General features: G+C 52.7%; 18 protein-coding genes. 3 read left to right on the top strand and 15 right to left on the bottom strand.

All coding sequences use genetic code 11. From position 1 onward, the window contains the following. The coding region (locus ACR0KC_RS21425) for a cupin domain-containing protein (protein WP_480796373.1) at positions 1–406 on the top strand (406 nt) is incomplete at its 5' end. A gap of 288 nt (positions 407–694) precedes the next feature. Here the strand turns inward: ACR0KC_RS21425 and ACR0KC_RS21420 are convergent. The 4 genes from ACR0KC_RS21420 to ACR0KC_RS21405 are packed head-to-tail and all read right to left on the bottom strand — an operon-like array spanning position 695 to position 5081. After that, complete coding sequence (locus tag ACR0KC_RS21420; RefSeq protein WP_480772344.1) at positions 695–2188, bottom strand: cryptochrome/photolyase family protein; 1494 nt, start codon at positions 2186–2188, stop codon at positions 695–697. A gap of 3 nt (positions 2189–2191) precedes the next feature. Continuing rightward, positions 2192–3436 carry an FAD-binding domain-containing protein gene (locus ACR0KC_RS21415; RefSeq protein ID WP_480772351.1) on the bottom strand — a complete coding sequence of 415 codons (1245 nt, stop codon included), beginning with the start codon at positions 3434–3436 and terminating at the stop codon, positions 2192–2194. Then, complete coding sequence (locus tag ACR0KC_RS21410; protein WP_480796372.1) at positions 3433–3564, bottom strand: DUF2256 domain-containing protein; 132 nt, start codon at positions 3562–3564, stop codon at positions 3433–3435. The genes ACR0KC_RS21415 and ACR0KC_RS21410 overlap by 4 nt, the downstream gene beginning before the upstream one ends. A gap of 5 nt (positions 3565–3569) precedes the next feature. Further along, a complete protein-coding gene (locus ACR0KC_RS21405; protein ID WP_480772345.1) occupies positions 3570–5081 on the bottom strand; it encodes an FAD-binding domain-containing protein in 1512 nt (503 codons plus the stop codon). Between the two features lie 696 nt (positions 5082–5777). Between ACR0KC_RS21405 and ACR0KC_RS21400 the strand changes: the two genes are divergently transcribed. Further along, entirely contained in the window at positions 5778–5993 is a 216-nt protein-coding gene (locus ACR0KC_RS21400; protein WP_480707751.1) for an HNH endonuclease, read from the top strand. Positions 5994–6590: 597 nt separating this feature from the next. On the opposite strand, the gene ACR0KC_RS21395 is transcribed toward ACR0KC_RS21400, so the two are convergent. The 5 genes from ACR0KC_RS21395 to ACR0KC_RS21375 all read right to left on the bottom strand — a co-directional run bounded on the left by ACR0KC_RS21395 (position 6591) and on the right by ACR0KC_RS21375 (position 9642). Next, positions 6591–7076, bottom strand: coding sequence for a GNAT family N-acetyltransferase (locus tag ACR0KC_RS21395; protein ID WP_480772346.1), 486 nt, complete (start codon positions 7074–7076; stop codon positions 6591–6593). A 326-nt stretch (positions 7077–7402) separates the two neighbouring features. Next, entirely contained in the window at positions 7403–7786 is a 384-nt protein-coding gene (locus tag ACR0KC_RS21390; RefSeq protein ID WP_480707714.1) for a nuclear transport factor 2 family protein, read from the bottom strand. Positions 7787–7930: 144 nt separating this feature from the next. Beyond that, the gene (locus ACR0KC_RS21385; RefSeq protein WP_480707716.1) at positions 7931–8311 is read right to left on the bottom strand and encodes a VOC family protein; all 381 of its coding nucleotides are present in this window, start codon (positions 8309–8311) and stop codon (positions 7931–7933) included. After that, positions 8312–9325, bottom strand: a complete 1014-nt coding sequence (locus ACR0KC_RS21380) for a zinc-binding alcohol dehydrogenase family protein (RefSeq protein ID WP_480772347.1) — start codon at positions 9323–9325, stop codon at positions 8312–8314. A 26-nt stretch (positions 9326–9351) separates the two neighbouring features. Next, positions 9352–9642, bottom strand: a complete 291-nt coding sequence (locus ACR0KC_RS21375; RefSeq protein ID WP_170797705.1) for a putative quinol monooxygenase — start codon at positions 9640–9642, stop codon at positions 9352–9354. Positions 9643–9746: 104 nt separating this feature from the next. Here ACR0KC_RS21375 and ACR0KC_RS21370 point away from each other — a divergent pair, with 104 nt between their 5' ends. Then, positions 9747–10634 carry a LysR family transcriptional regulator gene (locus tag ACR0KC_RS21370; RefSeq protein ID WP_480707719.1) on the top strand — a complete coding sequence of 296 codons (888 nt, stop codon included), beginning with the start codon at positions 9747–9749 and terminating at the stop codon, positions 10632–10634. Positions 10635–10666: 32 nt separating this feature from the next. Here the strand turns inward: ACR0KC_RS21370 and ACR0KC_RS21365 are convergent, their stop codons facing one another. The 6 genes from ACR0KC_RS21365 to otnK form a co-directional block, all read right to left on the bottom strand. Beyond that, positions 10667–11572, bottom strand: a complete 906-nt coding sequence (locus ACR0KC_RS21365; protein WP_480772348.1) for a haloalkane dehalogenase — start codon at positions 11570–11572, stop codon at positions 10667–10669. Between the two features lie 230 nt (positions 11573–11802). Beyond that, entirely contained in the window at positions 11803–13692 is a 1890-nt protein-coding gene (locus ACR0KC_RS21360; RefSeq protein WP_480772352.1) for an SLC13 family permease, read from the bottom strand. A gap of 272 nt (positions 13693–13964) precedes the next feature. Beyond that, complete coding sequence (locus ACR0KC_RS21355) at positions 13965–15074, bottom strand: AbrB family transcriptional regulator (protein WP_480772349.1); 1110 nt, start codon at positions 15072–15074, stop codon at positions 13965–13967. Further along, positions 15020–15493 carry a ribonuclease E activity regulator RraA gene (gene rraA, locus ACR0KC_RS21350; RefSeq protein WP_480707725.1) on the bottom strand — a complete coding sequence of 158 codons (474 nt, stop codon included), beginning with the start codon at positions 15491–15493 and terminating at the stop codon, positions 15020–15022. Before rraA ends, ACR0KC_RS21355 begins: the two co-directional genes overlap by 55 nt. 6 nt (positions 15494–15499) lie before the next feature. Beyond that, entirely contained in the window at positions 15500–16141 is a 642-nt protein-coding gene (gene otnC, locus ACR0KC_RS21345; RefSeq protein ID WP_480707726.1) for a 3-oxo-tetronate 4-phosphate decarboxylase, read from the bottom strand. Beyond that, the gene (gene otnK, locus ACR0KC_RS21340) at positions 16138–17415 is read right to left on the bottom strand and encodes a 3-oxo-tetronate kinase (RefSeq protein ID WP_480707728.1); all 1278 of its coding nucleotides are present in this window, start codon (positions 17413–17415) and stop codon (positions 16138–16140) included. The genes otnC and otnK overlap by 4 nt, the downstream gene beginning before the upstream one ends. Positions 17416–17420 lie beyond the last annotated feature (5 nt).

Below are 17420 nucleotides of genomic sequence, written 5' to 3'. Positions count from 1 at the left end.
TGAGACCGGAGATCGTTGTACTATCATTGAGATAAAGACGGCGCCTGGTGCCGGTGCGCCGCCTAATCATCACGCTGGCGAAGATGAGAGCTTTTATGTGCTCGATGGTGAATTCGAGTTCTTTTTGAATGGCGAGACAGTCAACGTCAAATGTGGTGACTTCGTTAAGGTTCCGGACGGCAGAGTGCACGCCTTTACATGCACCGGAGAGCGGCCTGGCCGGCTACTTTGCATTAACGCCCCCGGCGCGATGCACGACACTTTTTTTACCGAAGCCGGTGAAGCAATGCCTGACGGCACGACTGATATTCCGGCGCCAGATGGACCACCAGACATTCCGGCGATCATGGCTGTGGCAGGTCGAGTGGGAATGACGATCCTGGCGCCTGCGGACGTTCCCAGCTAACGAACGCGCGTGCATAACTCCGGGTTGCGAAACGGAGGCTTTGGAACAAAGCTTCTGCCGTACACCCTACTTGGCTATGCTGGCTATCAGCCCAAAGCGGACCTTCACAGTTGGACTTTGCAGTTTTGGAGATGTGCAGACACAAGGCACTTTGATCGGCGAGTTTCACGTGCAACCAATCAAACACGATATTGAAGAAGTATGTATTAAATGCGTGCTCAGCCAGTCCCAAAGCTGATCACGGTATGTGACCTCAATATCTGTGATGCGCCACCATAGTGTTGATGCTTATGTCATCCGTCGCAAAAAAGCTTCAGCCGTCTTCAAGTGCTTGCTTTTGACCTCTGGTGACATTCGCCCAGCCGTACGGCACATCATCGCCCATCGGGGATTGCCAGTCAGTCTATCGCTGTGTTTCAGAATAAAGCGCCAATAAAGCCCGTCCCAAATGTCGGTCCAAGGCCCCTTTCCCCAATGGCTCATTTTGCGAACATAGTTTGAACCCGAAAAGTACGGTTTGGTGGTGATCAACCCGCCATCGGCATGCTGGCTCATCGCGTAGGCATTGGGAACCATAACCCAATCATAGCTATCGACGAACATTTCCATAAACCAGCGATAGACATGATCCGGATCAATTTCGCACAGAAACATAAATCCGCCCAAAACCATGAGGCGTTCAATATGATGACAATACCCTGTCTTGAGCACCCTTTTGATCGTGTCGTCCAGCGGATCAATACCAGTGGTTCCGTCGTAGAAAGCGCGGGGCATTGGGCGGTGATGGCCCCAATGATTTGTAGTGCGCATCGGCACACCCAGGCTCTCATAGGTCGCGCGCATAAACTCGCGCCAGCCAATGATCTGACGGATAAAACCTTCTACCGAATTCAGGGGAATACCCTTGCGATCCGCATGCGCCAGGGCAGCATCCAAAACTTGTTTTGGCGTCAACAATCCTATGTTCAATGCTGGCGTGAGAACGGCGTGCCATAGCCAGTTTTCGCCCTCAACAATGGCATCTTCATAGTCGCCAAAACGTTCGAACCGCCGTTCCAGAAACTGCGCCAGCCAGTCGGACGCAGCTTTGTGTGATGTCGGATAATACAACGTATCCAGGCTGCCCAATGCTTCTGGAAAATCAGCAAGAACGCTTGCTTTTGCGGCTTCATCAACTGCGTCATGGGAAGGCCAATCGATCCAGGGCAGGCTGCCTAACAGCGCATTGGGCACTTTCTTGCGGTTTTCCTCGTCAAAGCTCCACTGTCCCCCCGTCGGTTGACCGCTGTCCATCAACACGTTCAAGCGGCAGCGTTGGCTTTTGTAGAAATCCGCCATGAGCCATCGTTTTCGACCGGCAAACCAATCTAGATTGTGGTCCCGCGTATTCAGAAAGCCAGGCGATGGCTGTATATCGAGCGTGATTTCGGTACTGCTAGCTGCCGCCCGTAAACGTCTTTTTGCGATGAAGTCAACTGGGTCAGCCATGATCATTTGGCTTACACCGCGATCACGCAGACTTTGAAACAATCGAAGACATGCGCCCGGCTGCCGCTCAAAGGGCCATATCGCGGCATCAAAGCCCTTGGCGACTAAGCCATCTCTATAGCGCGCCATTGAGGCGCGGTGCAGCCAAAGCTTTTGCTTGTGCATCGTGGCCGGATAATACGCATCACCGAAGAAAAGCGGGTCTTCGAAAAGCACAACAATGTCTGGCCGGGCGGCCAGACCCGGGTGCTGTGCAAACAATTGATTGGGAAGTAGAAGAGTAGCAGTGGACACGGGTTATGGTCTTTGTTGGCTGAGCAGATTCAATTGGCCTAAGAGCGGTGGGATTTTCTTTCGAAGGCCGAAGAATCCGGCCTTTGCATGAGGCCATGTCATAGCGTCGTACGGTCGCATTATCCTGTGCAAAGACAAGCCTGCGTCTCTCAATACAGGTTCTGCACGATCCAGGCGTGACCGAGTAGGGCCGACAGGCGCATAGGCTGTTGCAATGGTCGTGACACCCGCATTCCGTGCTGCCTCGATCAACGGACCACACCAATCCGCGCCTGATTTCGCGAGCTTTCCGTGAGGCTCAAGCGCGCTGTTGATCGCCCCCTTGGCAAAGTCCGTTACGGCGTTTCCCATCGGCTTTGGAGACCGTCCATGCGTCGCCAAAAGTCCAATCACGGCAGCAGGCGATGTCGGCATTAAGCAGTCACCTGACAGATCATCCTCCGTCAACAGCAACAGATAAGGGCTGTCCGGGAACATGTGCGAACTTGAAAGGGGAATGAGCGGGTGATCTACCGGCTCGGTCAACGGCTCTGCAAAATTAGCCAGACCTCTCGGTTTAAACCGTCCTTCCGTGTATTTGGCAATATTATCAGGTCGCGCGAGGTAGGTTTTGCCTTTCGTGTGCAATCCGCCAACCCACCGCCAGCTCAGCGTATTCGACGCGGGATCGCCATCCAGCAAATGCCGCAAAAAGAAATCCGCGCCAAGATGCCAGGGTATGTGGAGCGTAAAAATCCAAATTGATGCAAACCACATGCGCGCATGGTTGTGGAGGTAACCGGTCGTCACCAGTTCCCGCGCCCAATGATCGAAACAGTCGATGCCGGTATTGCCGTTCACTGCATCGTTGAAACGGATCTCTAAGCCCTGATCGAATTTTAGTTGCTCTAAAGCGCTCAACAGATCCCGTTGATAATGTGCCCAGACGCTGGGCCTCTGTTCCAGCCAGCCCTTGAAGTAAGTGCGCCAGAACACTTCTTGAACGAATTTCTCCGCCGCGTCGGGATTATGTGACGCTAGTACAGTTGCCAGTACCTCTTGTTCCGTTATCAAACGGTGGCGCACCCAAGGTGACAAACCCGATACATTGCTGCGTTGATCGGTCCCAAAATCGTAGTTCCGCTTACCTGCATAATGCCGACCGGCGCGTCCAACGAACTGCTTCAGTCTTTTAAGGCCATTGGTTCGTGTGGGCTTGAAACTGATCGTCTCTTTCGCTTCCGCAAGTTCTGGAAAAATCTCGGTCATGCGGCCGACCTGCATTTTTTTGAGCAGTATTTCACTTGATCCCAAACGTTTTCCCATTTCTTGCGCCAGGTGAACGGGCGCGTGCAGATCGGGCAGATTTTCTGGGGCAAATCGGTTTTCTTCCGCATCCTCGTCATTTGTCCCCCAAAGGCAGGCCGAGTTGCTCTTGATCCTGAGACGACCGCGCATCTTTGCGAGCAGTCCGCCTGGTCTTTCGGCTCGCGTGTTTTGTCGCGATGTCGCGCGCTTCCGAGCGAAACGCCGCACTTCGGCGGACACCCCACACCCGCTCGCGCGCGGCTTTGGCTGCTGCGAGATGGTCAAAAATACGCTCTGGATAATGCACTCCGATGATTTGTTTCCCATCTTGGGCTTTCCAGGGTTCGTGGATGTACCGATCCGAAATATGGGCCAGTTCCGGCAACCATGTCCGAATGAACACCCCTTCTGGATCCTGATCATAGCCCTGCTTAACCGGATTATAGATGCGCACAGTATTGATGCCGGTCGTACCTGATTGCATCTGCACCTGGTTCCAGTGAATGCCCGGCTCGTAGTCAGTAAACATGCGCGCCAAATGCTCACCCGAGGCCCGCCAATCCAGCCAGAGATGATAACTCGCCGTGGCCATCACCATTGCGCGCATCCGAAAGTTGAGCCACCCCGTCGCTTGCAATGACCGCATGCACGCGTCCAAAAACGGATATCCCGTTTCGCCTTTGGACCATGCGGCCAAGAGCGCGCCATCTGGTGTTTTTGGTCGAAGCCCGTCGTAGAGCCTGTGCAGATTTTCAAACTCAATTCGAGGTTCATCCTCAAGTTTCTGAATGAAATGGCAATGCCAATGCAATCGGCCTGAAAATGATCGCAGCGATTTGCGCCAATCCTTTGCTTGCGGCGGCAATCTGCGTCTTTGCTTTTCAGTCGCTTGTGTAACCTCGCGCATCGAAAGCGCGCCCCAAGCCAGGTGGGGCGACAGCCGCGAACACGCAACGGCTCCCTCCAATGGGCTTGACATCTCGCGTTGGTATCTTTTGCCTCGGTAGGTCAGAAAGCTGTTCAGCCGTTCCAGACCCTCAGCTCGTCCACCGGCTTGACGACCAACGCACAGATCATCCCGCAAGCCGAGGTCGCGCGCCGTGGGAATATACCCTGGCTCTATATCGATACGCTTTAGCGCAACTGGTGAAACAACGGGCAGAGCCATAAAGCTATCCCAATGTTCTGCCCAGCCGTCGCGAGACTTGAGCCTGCGAAAAACGCCATGGTTTTGGACTTCGTGCCACCGTACGCCAAGATCCTTGCACCATGCAGCGACCTGCCGATCCCGCTGATACGTCCAATTATTTCCTGTTTCCTCATGTGACCAAAGAGCGTCTATTAGACCTCGGTCTTTTAACTCGGAAAGGACCGCCACAATTTGTCCGATGCGCACAATGAGTGGCTGGCCCAGTTTCCCTAGGTCTTCTCGCAGCTCAGCGATTGTCTCAGCAACAAAGTTCCACTGCCGTGTTGACGCGTCAGGTTGCCGCCACAGGTCGGGTTCAACCACATAGAGCGGCAGAACTGGCCCAACCTCAGACGCTTGCGCTAGTGCCGGATGATCATTCACCCGTAAATCCCGTTTGAACCAAACGACCTGCACGATACCTCCGTTATTCAAGTATTGTACGTTTGGACATAGAAAATGGATCTTTGCTTCTGTCTTCTCTGGAATTCGCTGCTGACGTGGCTTTTGGACAGAGGCCGTTGTCCTTCGTTGCTTGAATGTTAGAAGTTTCGGCGCGCGCCCGAAGCGCGCCTGGCAGGGAGTATAGTCCTTTATCGACACTACGATGGAAGGTTCTAAATATTCTCCGTAGCAATCCCAATTAGCTGATCGCAGCCTTAATTCGCTATTCAACGAAGAAGTCCGTGCCGCAATGCGACTTCACCAAACCACGCTTACGTCGAGAGCAAAACAAATTGGCTGCGGAGGAACTCAAAGTTGGCGAGACAAAGCCGTATTCGGTGCGGTTCAAAGAGCTTTGAGTACCTGCCGCGCACCTTCCGAAACAAGATGCCGGAAGACTTCAAGCAACTCACAACCTGGAGCAATCAATTCGCCCAACTGACCTAACTTAATGAGTTGAACGAGTTTCGTGCAGTTTCCCATAGGTTCCCTCAACGCCGCACAGATGTCCGGGCTGTATCTGGTGCCAACACGTATCTACGAGCTGTCCGTGAGACTGCCAGACTGCCCTCTGGAGGAATCTCAGGCTGCAACCGATGGTTTGCCGTAGAAAACTGAAGCGGAGCAGTTGGTCAAGCAACACATGGTCAGGATATTTTCAGAAATCGATTGATCTTTTATTGGCGGTGTCGCTGCCCGATTTCGGACATTTCTGACACTGAACTCCTTAGAGCCTCACACATTAAGCCGTGGAAAGATTGCGAGACTGATGCTGAGCGGTTGGACGTCCACAATGGAATTTTGCTGACGGCATTATGGGACGCAGCATTCGACAGCGGACTTGTCACTTTCAAGGACGACGGGTCACCTAAGTTTTCGAGTTAAGTGTCCGCGCAGGCAATGAGCTTGTTGTCCGGAAATACCAAGCGGATCTCTGGTCTAACTGCTGGGCACAAGGAGGACCTGATCAGACATCGCGATCAGGTGTTCAATCCTTGAGACACTGAAATCTATCCCTCGACACCCGCATAAGGCGATCTACTTGCTCCCCTCTGCACTATTATCGTGAAACAGTGCAAACTTATGGGCAAAACGTGCAAACTTATGGGGTGCGTGAAGGTTTGTGCGCGTCCCTACAAACCGCTGTAGGTGCGCGCATAACGCTGAATTCCTAACATTGATTTTATTCAGAAAATATGGGGGTCTTCGCCCATAATTTTGCGCAGCATTTGCGCATAAGTTTGCACGATTTGCCCATAAGTTTGCACGGTTCACTATACACGCTCAAACTTCGATTGTTATAGCATAATTCGATCAACTTTAACGCGTCAAAACTCAATCAAAAGTGCATTCTGACTGGTATAATTCAACCCAAAACCGAACAACATAACTCAATTGCGAGGTCGCGGCAGATCCCTTTCAATGTAGCGCGGCTCGGTCGGCCTTGAATGTCCACTCACCGTGGCGCAACCAAACAACGGTTCAAAGTTGCATAGACATTTCGTGCCAAGTCATTCCTCCATGATCAGAGATTGATGGGCGAAGATAGTTGTACCCAAATCTCTGGTAAAGCGGGACGTGATGCTCTTTGCACATAAGGTAGATCGCGGATTTGCCCATTTTTCTCATGCGGCCGACGAATTCAGTCATCAATGCCCGCGATAGGCCTTTTCCTTGATGCTCCGGATCCACGACGACAGACATAATAACGACATTTGGCGCGTCGGGGTCATGCCCTATAAGCTCTTTGAATTCCTCATCAGACATTTCGACGTCGTATGCACATCCGCAATTCACAAAGTCGACGATCTCGCCTTCGATTTCAAGAATGAGGAAACCATCGGGATAGACCTCGATTCTCTTTGCTATCTTTTCGAGGGTAGCCGCTTCGTCGCCTTCATAGGCATCAGTCTCGATCTCAAAGCATCGAATTGCATCAGAGGGTTGGGCGTTTCGAATTCGGCTCATGCATTTACACTATGAACGATAGGTCAAGTTGTATAGCCGCCGTCGGTTTTGCTCGCACCATTGCTCAATCTGCGCTCGGCGCAGACTTTCTCTGCACATACCCCTCGCGGCAGCATTGCGGACAATGTTGCCCTAGGCGCGAACACATGCTTTTCATTACACAACGACGCCGCACACCCTTGACCGTAATCACTTGCACATTTAGTCAAGTTTGATCTGCCCGCTGGGACGACCCGGCCAAGCAAGGGCGTTTTTTTCAGGACGACCTGGCAAATTAGAGGTCGAACATGACAACTAAAACCAAACAAGCCAGAAACCCTCTCTTATCAAATCGACCTAAACTGTCCCATGGGCGCTGACCTCAGACACTGAAGAACGTCCCAGTGTTCGACAACCTTCCCATCGACATCCAGGCGAAAAATATCGATCCCTGCGTACTCGAGACCATCAGGCCAGATTTGATGGCAATGCAGAATAACGTGATCGCCTTCAGCGAACGCACGTTTGATGTCCACACGCTTTCCCGGGTATTCGGCGGCCATGCGCTCGAAGTACTCAACAAAGGCTTGCTTTCCGTCGCCAACATGCGGGTTGTGCTGCGTATAGGTTTCACCAACAAAGGTTGCTATGGCCTCGGCAGGTCGACACTCGTTGAACATCATTTCGTAGAAAGTGATGACGTTTTTCTTGTTTGTTCCGAGGTCCGGCATGCTGATCTCCAAATCGACGTTTGTACCACCCAAAAATGTTGGCCCACGCAATTCCGGGGAGCAACCAGGCAAGAACCTCAATCACTAATCGACAAGAAGTTGCGAGCCTGATTTTGTGCTCCGACTATTTCGAGAGTTGGCCAATTACTCGGTGTCATCGAAGTCAATATGAATATGATTCCCATCTGGATCGGCCACATGGATTTGGATCATTCGAGTCCCAGGGACTTCAGTTTTGCGATACTGGATCTGACTCGAGATCAGTTTTTCTTCGAATGCGCTCAACCCCGTGGCTGAGAGCGCAAAATGCTCGAGCTTGAGCCTCACTTCGGAGCCAACGTTAGGTGTTCCTTCGTGCCCCACAAGGTGAACCACCGCGTGATCACCCGCATACAACCAAGCTCCGGGGAACGGAAAATCAGGGCGGGCCCCGAGTTTCAAACCCAGGACCTCTTCATACCAAGTAACCATCTCAGGCAACCTTGTGGTCACGATATTCACATGATCTAGCCGCACAATTCTCATCTAAAAACCCTCAAGCACGAGCTTACCTTTGGCCTTGCCGCTTTCGAGGATAGCATGCGCTTTCATTAAGTTTGTAGCATTGATCCTACCGAGTGTATCGGTCGCTGTGGATCTGATCTTTCCATCATCTATCAACCCGGCGACCTGATTCAGGATTTCGCTTTGACGATTCATATCTCCAGTCCCAAAAAGCGACCGAGTGTACATGAACTCCCAATGCAATGAGATCGATTTGGGTTTGAACGGCGCGATGTCGAAGGTCTCAGGATCATCGATCAACCCAAAGCGCCCTTGAGGTGTCATCACCTCGCCAGCTTGGGACGCATAGAGCTGGGAATGGTTTGTCGAATAGATGAAATCCACGCTGTCGATACCGAGAGCATCGAGTTGTGCGCTAAAAGATTCCGCATGGTTGATGACATGGTGTGCGCCCAGCTCTCTAACCCAGTCTTGTGTCTCGGGTCGGGACGCCGTCGCTATCACTGTCAATTCAGTGAGAGCCCGTGCCAATTGAATGGTGATAGACCCGACACCGCCTGCGCCACCAATAACCAGCAACGTATTGGTCCCGCCGGAAACGGCATCTTGAACCCGCAAGCGGTCGAACAGCATCTCAAAAGCAGTAAGCGTCGTTAGCGGCATCGCCGCAGCCGCTGTCGCTGGTATGGATACTGGCGCGGCTCCGACAATACGTTCATCCACCAGATGATATTCAGCGTTGGTTCCCGGTCGGTTGATTGCCCCAGCGTACCACACTAGATCTCCCGGACTGAAAGTCTCAACCGCTTCGCCAACGGCTTGGACGGTCCCAACTGCGTCCCACCCTAGAATATCAGGTTCAGGACCTTCAGGAGCACGTTTTTGCCGAATTTTCGTATCGACTGGGTTCACTGAAACTGCCTGCACCTTCACCAACAAGTCGTGACCTTTCGGTGTTGGTTTGTCGGCCTCGAAATCGATTAAGGCGTCCGCCCGATCAATCGACCCTGTCTCACGATATCCCACGGCTTTCATAACGTGCTCCTTTGTTTGGCTCTGTATCAACCGATGACAGTCATTTCATTCAACGTGAACTCCGCTACGGCGCCTTCGGTTGCTTCCAGGTAGGCCGCAAGGTGCTGTGCACCCATGTGGGTTTGCCAAAGCTCTCGGCTTTCCCAATTTTCGTAGAACACAAAATGAGCCGGGTTGTCGTTGTCCTGATGCAGGTCGTAGTTAATGCAACCCTCTTCGGAACGGGTTATATCGATGAGCTTGATAAGCTCGGCCTTTACGAGGTCGATCTTGTCGGGGTTGGCTTTGATGTTGGCGACGATTGTCAGCTTGGCCATTGGAATAAATCCCTTGTGTTCTTGAGCGATGCGCAAGATTTACGCCGCAGCCCTTTCGGGATAAACAGGGCAAGATCGAACATATAATCCGGAAATTCCGTTTAATGCTTTTGGACAATCTTCGTTTGTTTCTAACCATAGCCGAGAAAGGCAGTCTTGTGGCCGCAGCGCGCGAGACAGGGATGTCGAGCACGACAGTGTCCGAGCGGCTCGCGGCTCTAGAGGCACATTACGGTGTGGTTTTGTTCAACCGTACCACCCGTTCCATTAGGCTGACCGAAGAAGGACGAGTACTAGCCAATGGGGCAAGAAACGTCCTCAGTGAGGTTGCGGAGCTGGATACACTTGTTCGGCACGGCGCCGAAACTCTGTCTGGTCCAATTCGCATAAGCGCTCCGATTGACTTGGGACGGAGCATTGTCTCCAAGGTTATTGCCGAATTCACCGAAGAGAACCCTGCCGTCTCAATCGAGCTGTCCCTCTCAGACGGTTATGTCGACCTTGTTGGCCAGGGTTTCGACCTCGCCGTTCGCTACGGCAACATTACAGACAGTTCGCTCAGGTTGCGAAATCTAGGAAGCTACCAACGGTTCGTATGTGCGTCCCCAGGTTACCTAGCCTCATTCGGAACGCCTGAAAAACCAGAAGATCTGTTAATCCACAACTGCTTGGTCATGAGGTTTGGCGACATGATCGACAACGTTTGGGAGTTTGGATCAGGACCAAATGCCCAGCGCGTATCGGTAAAGGGAAATCGAATAGTCAATGATGGTTCACTCATCCGCGATTGGGCGATTGCAGGCCATGGGGTCGTATTGAAGTCCGAGCTGGATGTGGGCGACGATGTTCGATCTGGCAGACTTGTTGCTGTCTTGCGCGACTTCCTCCCACCGCCGAAACCTTTGCAAATGATGTTTCCACCGAGCCGGGCCCAACCACGTCGCATAACAGCCTTAGCTGAGCATTTGCGTCGCAAATTTGGTGCGAGTTGAGGCCGCAGGGGAAGACACTAATCTGATAGCTGCTATGTCTGCTCAATGAATTTCAAAGTCGCATGTGCTGGCTCAGTGCCAGCATCTTCTTGGATGAAATGCCCCGCTCTAGGCACAAGGATATGATTTTGACCAACTGCCCCAGGGATCGACTGTTGGAACAGTTTGTCTACGCCCGCCATGACCCTGTCATCTTCTCCAAAAACAGTCAGAAACGGAGTGTTGAGGGTCTTGAAGGTTTTCCATGAGGCTCGGTTGGCTTCTGAAGCTGGATTGTCGGGCGAGTCGGGCACCAACACTGGAAACTCTCGAGCGCCTGCCAGATAGCGCGCATCTGGGAACGGTGCGTTGTATGCTGCGACTTCTTCATCGGAAATCTTGGATGATGTGCCGCCGAATACAATGCGTCCCGAATTAAATTCAGGCACGGACTGCGAGTATTCCCGCCATGAAAGAAATGCCTCACTCAAGGGTGCGTCACCGGTGGGCAAGGCCGTGTTTGCCACAACTACGCGCGAGAACCGCTCGGGCATACTCGCTACCAACCGCAGGCCTATTAGACCACCCCAGTCCTGGCAAACCAACGTGATGCCCGTCAGGTCAACCTTCCGCAACCACTCGGACATCCAGTCTACATGGCGTTGGTAGGTGTAGTCGGATCGCTCTGTTGGTTTATCCGACCTTCCAAACCCAATCAAATCAGGAGCCAGAACTCGATGGCCCGCGCCCTTGAATAACGGAATCATGCGCCGGTAAAGGAAGCACCAGGTTGGCTCTCCATGCATCAACAATACTGGTGATGCATGGGCCGGTCCCTCGTCCAAATAATGCAGTCGGAGAAGACTTCCCTCGGTGTCATCCACATCAAGATAGTTCGGGCCAAAGTTGAAATCTGGCAGCCCGTCAAACCGATGGTCCGGTGTACGAAGGAACTTCATCGTGAACTCTCCAAAAAGGCCGACGGTCTTGGTCCAATAACAGTGATCGATAAAACAAGAACGGTCCAGTTCCAGCGTATACCGACTTCAGGTTTGGTTGAATTGGACACATTGCTTCGGTCCCTCGCGGAGGAGGCCCTTTTTGCAGACGTTTTGAATCCGCGCCAAAAAAATTTGGTCTCAAAAACCATATATTGCGAGTTCTTCTGTATGGATCGCTGAGAGGCGGCTCAGAAAAAAATCGCAAGCCCGGTCATTGAGACAACCAAGAAAAGGAGAGTCATAATTCCACCGGAGCGAACGAAATCCACCACCCGGTAGCCTGCTGGGCCCATGATCAACGCGTTCACCTGATGTGTTGGGATCAAAAATGAGTTGGACGTTGAAATTGCCACGGTGAGAGCAAATACAGCCGGGTTACCACCCGCCGAAATGGCGATAGAAACCGCCAGCGGCACCAGCAGAACAGTTGCACCTACGTTCGACATGACCAGCGTGAACGCCGTTGCCAAAACGGCGATTCCTGCTTGCAACGACCAGATCGGCCAGCCCTTCAGAAGGGCCAACACATGCGCTGCAATCCAATCCGCAGTGCCAGTGTTCTGAACCGCCTGACCTAGCGGGATCAGTGAAGCGAGTAGAAAAACAGTACTCCAACTTATCGACTCGTAGGCTTCGTCAATCGAGAGCACCCGGCTCAACACCATCCCAATAGCGCCGATCAACAGGCACAATGACAAGCGCAGATCAGAGAATAGAATTAAGCTCAACGCTATTAGGAAGAAGGCGAGCGCCCATCCGACCTTGTGTGGCCGTAACTCTTCCTGGGGAAAATCCGAAGTTACGACGACAAAATCCCTGTCCGACTTCAGTCGTGTCAGACGGTCCCACTGCACGTGAACCACACACGTATCACCGGCCTGCAAAGGGACTTGCCCGATATGCGTGGCTGAATGATCCTCGGTTTCAACGTGGCTCAGTGTTTCTTCTCCGCGCTGAATGGCCAAAAGAGACAAACCATGTGTCTGACGGAGACGCAAATCAATCGGAGTCTGGCCGATCACTGAAGAACCGGGAGGAATAACAACCTCGGCCACCCCCGATTGGGTCGCGGCGAAATCATCCGCAAAGACATCTAGTTGGGGTAGGATCTCTAATCCGTAAGGCTCAGCAAACTGATGCTCAACCACCCGACGCAGGCCAAGCACTGCGAGCCGCGCAGGGGCTTCGATCTTGGTATCCGCCATCGGCGCGATGACCTTGTGGCCGCGATAGGATGTACCAAGAATGTACATGTTATGGGCGACCATTAGATCCGCGAGCGTTTGCCCGATGATTATTGAGCCTTCAGGAACACGTATCTCGAACATATCGGCCCTAAGCCCATAGGTATTTTCGACGTATGTTTGCATGGACCGAGCTGAGCTTGCGTCTTCTCCGCGCTCTCGCTGCGCTGGGAGGACCCAACGACCAAAGAGCACAAAGTAAAGCACCCCTGTCAGCACCAGCATCACACCGATAGGCGTGACTGAAAACAACCCAAATGTCTTCATTTGTTGGTCAGCCGGAAGGGATGAGTTTGCTGAAACAATCAGGTCATTCAACAGGATGAGGGGCGACGACCCGACTAATGTAATCGTACCACCCAGAATCGCGCAAAACCCCATGGGCATCAGCAACCTACTCATCGGGATTTCCGTACGTGCTGAGATACGGCTAACAACGGGTAGAAAGAGCGCAGCAGCTCCAACGTTCTGCATGAAAGAGCTGATGACACCAACCGTTGTTGATATGATTGGGATGATCCGGGCCTCTGTCGTGCCACCATTCTTGAGGATCAAGGCCGCAACCTTTGACATAAGTCCGGTCTTATCAAGCCCAGCCCCAATTACCATAACTGCGATGATTGACATCACAGCGTTCGAGGAAAAACCCTCAAAGAGCCTGGAGACATCGGCAAGATTACCTAGCCCCGGTAGATAGCTCAGTGCGCCAAGCAGCACCATTACAAGAATTGCTGCGACATCGATCCGTATAATCTCGGTAACAAAAAGTAAGACCGTAAAAGACAATAGACTCAATACGGCTATCATTTCGTACGTCAGTGTTGGTAATTCCATATTGTACTCCCAACCTAACGTTACCTGACTACCAGCAAATACGAAGAACCAACTCTTCGCGTCAGATAAGGCCAAAATCCATCAGGCCGACTCACGCGGCTCGTTTTCTCGGGCGTGGTATCTGCTGAAACCTGGATTTCTCCAACCCCAAGAGACGCTGATCACAAACTCATATGCCTCTCTTGAACATCGCAATGCGAAATGAACTTTCACCATGGCTAGAGTACAAACACATTAATTTTCGTGTCCTCATCATTCATATTCAGCCAATTTTAATTGCCAAGTCGGGAAGGCTTTGTGAAAGCCGCTACCAGGACAGGTGCCAAAACAAGCGCCGCCAAGACCCTAAAAATATGATGCACGCCGACGAACGCAACATCGCGACCAACGCTCACCGCTATGATTGACATCTCCGCCAAGCCTCCAGGTGAATAGGCTAAGACAAGTGCGACCGGGTCTGTCTCCAACACGTTCGCAACAGCCAATGCGCCTGAGAAGGCCACAGAAATCTGGAGAGCGACAACCATGGCCGCTGCACCTAGAGCTGCGATCAGTGCTTTGATGGGCACACCGGAAAACCGTGCACCGACATTAATGCCTATGAAAACCTGTACCAACGCGGTCACGGAAACCGGGATCTCGAACTCTGTCCATCCCAGCAAGTGAACGGCCGCGCTGAATAACATCGGCACTACCACAATAGGTGCCGGCAGCTTCACCCTACCCCGTACTAGCATTCCCAGAACGATGCATCCGATGATCCAAACCCAATCGGCGAACGTGATCGAAGCCAGCTGTGTTTGCGCTTCGGGTGGAATGACTTCGAAATCTGCAATTAGGTTGATTAGTAGTGGAATCAGCAAAATTGCTAATGCAATGCGCAACGCATGAACGATAGCGACACGAGCCTGATCCGCACCCTTTTGCTCGGACAGCAACACCATTTCGGCAATGCCACCCGGCATTGCGCATAGGGAAGCTGTCAATGCATCAAAGCGCGAAATACGTCGTAATAGGTAGAAACCCAGGACGTACATTGTTCCAAGGGCTAACAGTAAGAAGGCCAGCGACACCCACCAGGCACCAAAAGAAGAAAGCAACTCGTGCGTAAAGGATGCTCCTAACATCACACCTACAGTTGCTCTTACCAGGTCCAACATAGGGCCCGGTAGTTTGACAGGAAACTGCTTCAACGACCCGGCGATGGTCACCAACATTGACCCGATCATCCACCCCAGTGGAATGCCCGTAAGCGATACAAGCCAGCCAGCAACTGCTGCCGTGACTATAATAGCGCCATGCTGTGAGAACTTGGCAAAACTCGAAATCAGATCAATCGCTTCTTGCTGTGCAACACGCCGTCCGCATCGCCGTAAACCCAATCACCAGGATGGAATTTAACCCCACCGAAGGTCACCGGCTCCCCGATTACCCCCCATCCACGTTTCGCGCTTTTGACGGGGCTGGTCGCTAATGCGAATACCAGAGTGTCCATTTGATTGATTTCGGCACTGTCTCGAATTGCGGCGTTCATGATAAGACCCGCCCATCCATTTTTGATCGCAAGATCAGTCAACATATCGCCAAGGATTGCAATTCGCGTTGATGCTCCGCCGTCGACAACCAAAACGCGCCCCTCACCGGGTGTTTCCAGTTGCGCCCTAAGTTCCGTGTTATCTTCGAAGCACTTCACTGTCTGAATTTGCGCCGCAAAGAACCGCTTTATCCCGAACTGCCGAAACGGCAGGTGGACAAGTGTAAGCTCTGGCGCATGGTGATCGATAAGGTCAGCGGTTTTCATGACCGATTACATCCTTCCGAAAGTCTCTTTGAGTTCTGCGACTTGTTCAGCATCCAACATCCGGGTTGGCAGGCCGCGCAAGGCCACCAGCAGCTTAGCCGTTTCTTCCAACTCTTCTGCCGCACAGACCGCTGAGAAGAGATCCTTTCCCGAGACGACAGGTCCGTGATTGGCCAGCAGAACAGTACTATACTTGCCGCCCAGATCGCGGATCAAGTCACCGGCTTCCGGATCACCCGGCTTGACGTATGAAACCAGTTTGACCGTGCCAACGCGCATCACCACGTAGGGTGTAAGTGGTGGAATACAGTCATTGGGATCGGTGTCTTCCAGACACGACAGTGCAGTGGCCCAGGTCGAATGCAGATGAACCACGGCGCCCGCTTCTGGTCTCGTCTCATAGAAGGCTTGATGCAGAAAAACCTCTTTGGTCGGCTTGTCTCCCGAGACGTGGTTGCCATCCAAATCAATCTTGGCGATGCGCTCGGGGTCGATATCGCCCAAGGTGCAATTCGTTGGCGTCATGAGGATCCCGTCATGTAAACGCGCGGAGACATTGCCCGCAGTGCCAACGGAAAAGCCACGTGCAAACAGTGAGGCACACAGTTCTGACATTTGCTGTCGTAATGCCTTGTCTTCAGAACTCATTTGCCGGCCTCCATCATTCTGAGGGCCTTCGCGAAAAAGTCCGGAGCGCCAAAGTTTCCAGATTTTAGAGCCAGCGCAATGGGTTCAGTTTTTCCGACGCTCAGGACAGGTACGCCCGGGTCGATCTCTGGACCAATTGACATGGCAGGAGACCCCAGTGCCTCAGATACGACCTTGGCGACAGCTCCCGACGTCTCCCCTCCGGCAACGACAAGGCGCTTATAACCCGTTTGGACAAGTTCCCGGGCAGCTTCAGCAAAGAGATTGTCCAGCTTTTCCGCCACAGCTTCCTGACCGAATTGACTTTGGATCGCGCGCACCTCTTCCGGGCTTCCTGATGAGTAAGCGAGGGGGGCTTCACCTGAATGCTTTTCAAAGAAATCCAGAAGCGTTTGCTTAGTCACATCCCCGGACATGACACCCGGAACATTGATGGCGAACGTCGGATTGGATTCCGCATGAACATCGATCTGTCCGCGTGTCGCACCTGAACATGATCCTGCAAGGATGGCGGCGGGCCCAGCGATACCTGTGAACACACTACCACCTCTTTTGGACGACGCTCTTCTGACGAAGTTTCTGGGTAGACCCAATGCTATCCCGGATCCCCCGGTAATGAGCTGGGCATCCTTCAGAGCCTCGCCCCAGGCCAGTAAATCCTCGTCCGAGATCGCATCACCGATTACAAAGCGTTCGTTTGCGTTCTGCAAAGCATCAGCAATCGCCTCCGGTCCTTGCTTCACGGTGTCAACTGGCACCGACCCAACCGCTTCTTCGGTCTGATGCTGCAACCAACGCCTGATGTTGGCATCCGTCATCGGAGTAAGAGGGTGGTTTTCCATACCGGACTCGTTCAACGGCTTGCCGAGCACAAAAAGATGGCCCTGATAAACCGTACGCCCCGTGTTGGGAAAGGCCGGACAGAAAACCACCTTTTGCGCACTCAGTTCATTAGCCAACGCTTCCGCAACGGGGCCGATGTTTCCTTCTTTAGTGGAATCGAATGTCGAACAATATTTGAAGATGAACTGCTGGCATCCTTGGTCCGCGAGCCACCGCAGGGCACTCAGACTGTCTGCAACCGCTTCCTCGACCGGTGCCGTGCGGCTCTTGAGCGAGATCACACCCGCTTCAATCTCTTCGTGGGCCGGGGCGTTCGGAACTCCCGGAAACTGCGCGGTTCTCAACCCACCTTCCGGCTCAACGCCCTTCGCCAATGTGTTTGCAATATCGCTCGCACCGGTAAAATCGTCCGCTATGACACCGACTAGCATTGAAC

It is taken from the genome of Ruegeria sp. CF3, assembly GCF_056537365.1.
Note: the sequence above shows the minus strand (reverse complement) of the source record. Positions and strands in the feature narration are given on the sequence as shown.

Bases quoted from the DNA above. Each gene is read 5' to 3' on its own strand.
- rraA (WP_480707725.1), bottom strand. From the start codon at position 15,493: ATGAAAACCGCTGACCTTATCGATCACCATGCGCCAGAGCTTACACTT.
- ACR0KC_RS21370 (WP_480707719.1), top strand. From the start codon at position 9,747: ATGCTTTTGGACAATCTTCGTTTGTTTCTAACCATAGCCGAGAAAGGC.
- ACR0KC_RS21380 (WP_480772347.1), bottom strand. From the start codon at position 9,325: ATGAAAGCCGTGGGATATCGTGAGACAGGGTCGATTGATCGGGCGGAC.
- ACR0KC_RS21390 (WP_480707714.1), bottom strand. From the start codon at position 7,786: ATGCCGGACCTCGGAACAAACAAGAAAAACGTCATCACTTTCTACGAA.
- ACR0KC_RS21385 (WP_480707716.1), bottom strand. From the start codon at position 8,311: ATGAGAATTGTGCGGCTAGATCATGTGAATATCGTGACCACAAGGTTG.
- ACR0KC_RS21415 (WP_480772351.1), bottom strand. From the start codon at position 3,436: ATGACCGAGATTTTTCCAGAACTTGCGGAAGCGAAAGAGACGATCAGT.
- ACR0KC_RS21360 (WP_480772352.1), bottom strand. From the start codon at position 13,692: ATGGAATTACCAACACTGACGTACGAAATGATAGCCGTATTGAGTCTA.
- ACR0KC_RS21395 (WP_480772346.1), bottom strand. From the start codon at position 7,076: ATGAGCCGAATTCGAAACGCCCAACCCTCTGATGCAATTCGATGCTTT.
- ACR0KC_RS21365 (WP_480772348.1), bottom strand. From the start codon at position 11,572: ATGAAGTTCCTTCGTACACCGGACCATCGGTTTGACGGGCTGCCAGAT.
- ACR0KC_RS21410 (WP_480796372.1), bottom strand. From the start codon at position 3,564: ATGCGGAAGAAAACCGATTTGCCCCAGAAAATCTGCCCGATCTGCACG.
- otnC (WP_480707726.1), bottom strand. From the start codon at position 16,141: ATGAGTTCTGAAGACAAGGCATTACGACAGCAAATGTCAGAACTGTGT.
- otnK (WP_480707728.1), bottom strand. From the start codon at position 17,415: ATGCTAGTCGGTGTCATAGCGGACGATTTTACCGGTGCGAGCGATATT.
- ACR0KC_RS21375 (WP_170797705.1), bottom strand. From the start codon at position 9,642: ATGGCCAAGCTGACAATCGTCGCCAACATCAAAGCCAACCCCGACAAG.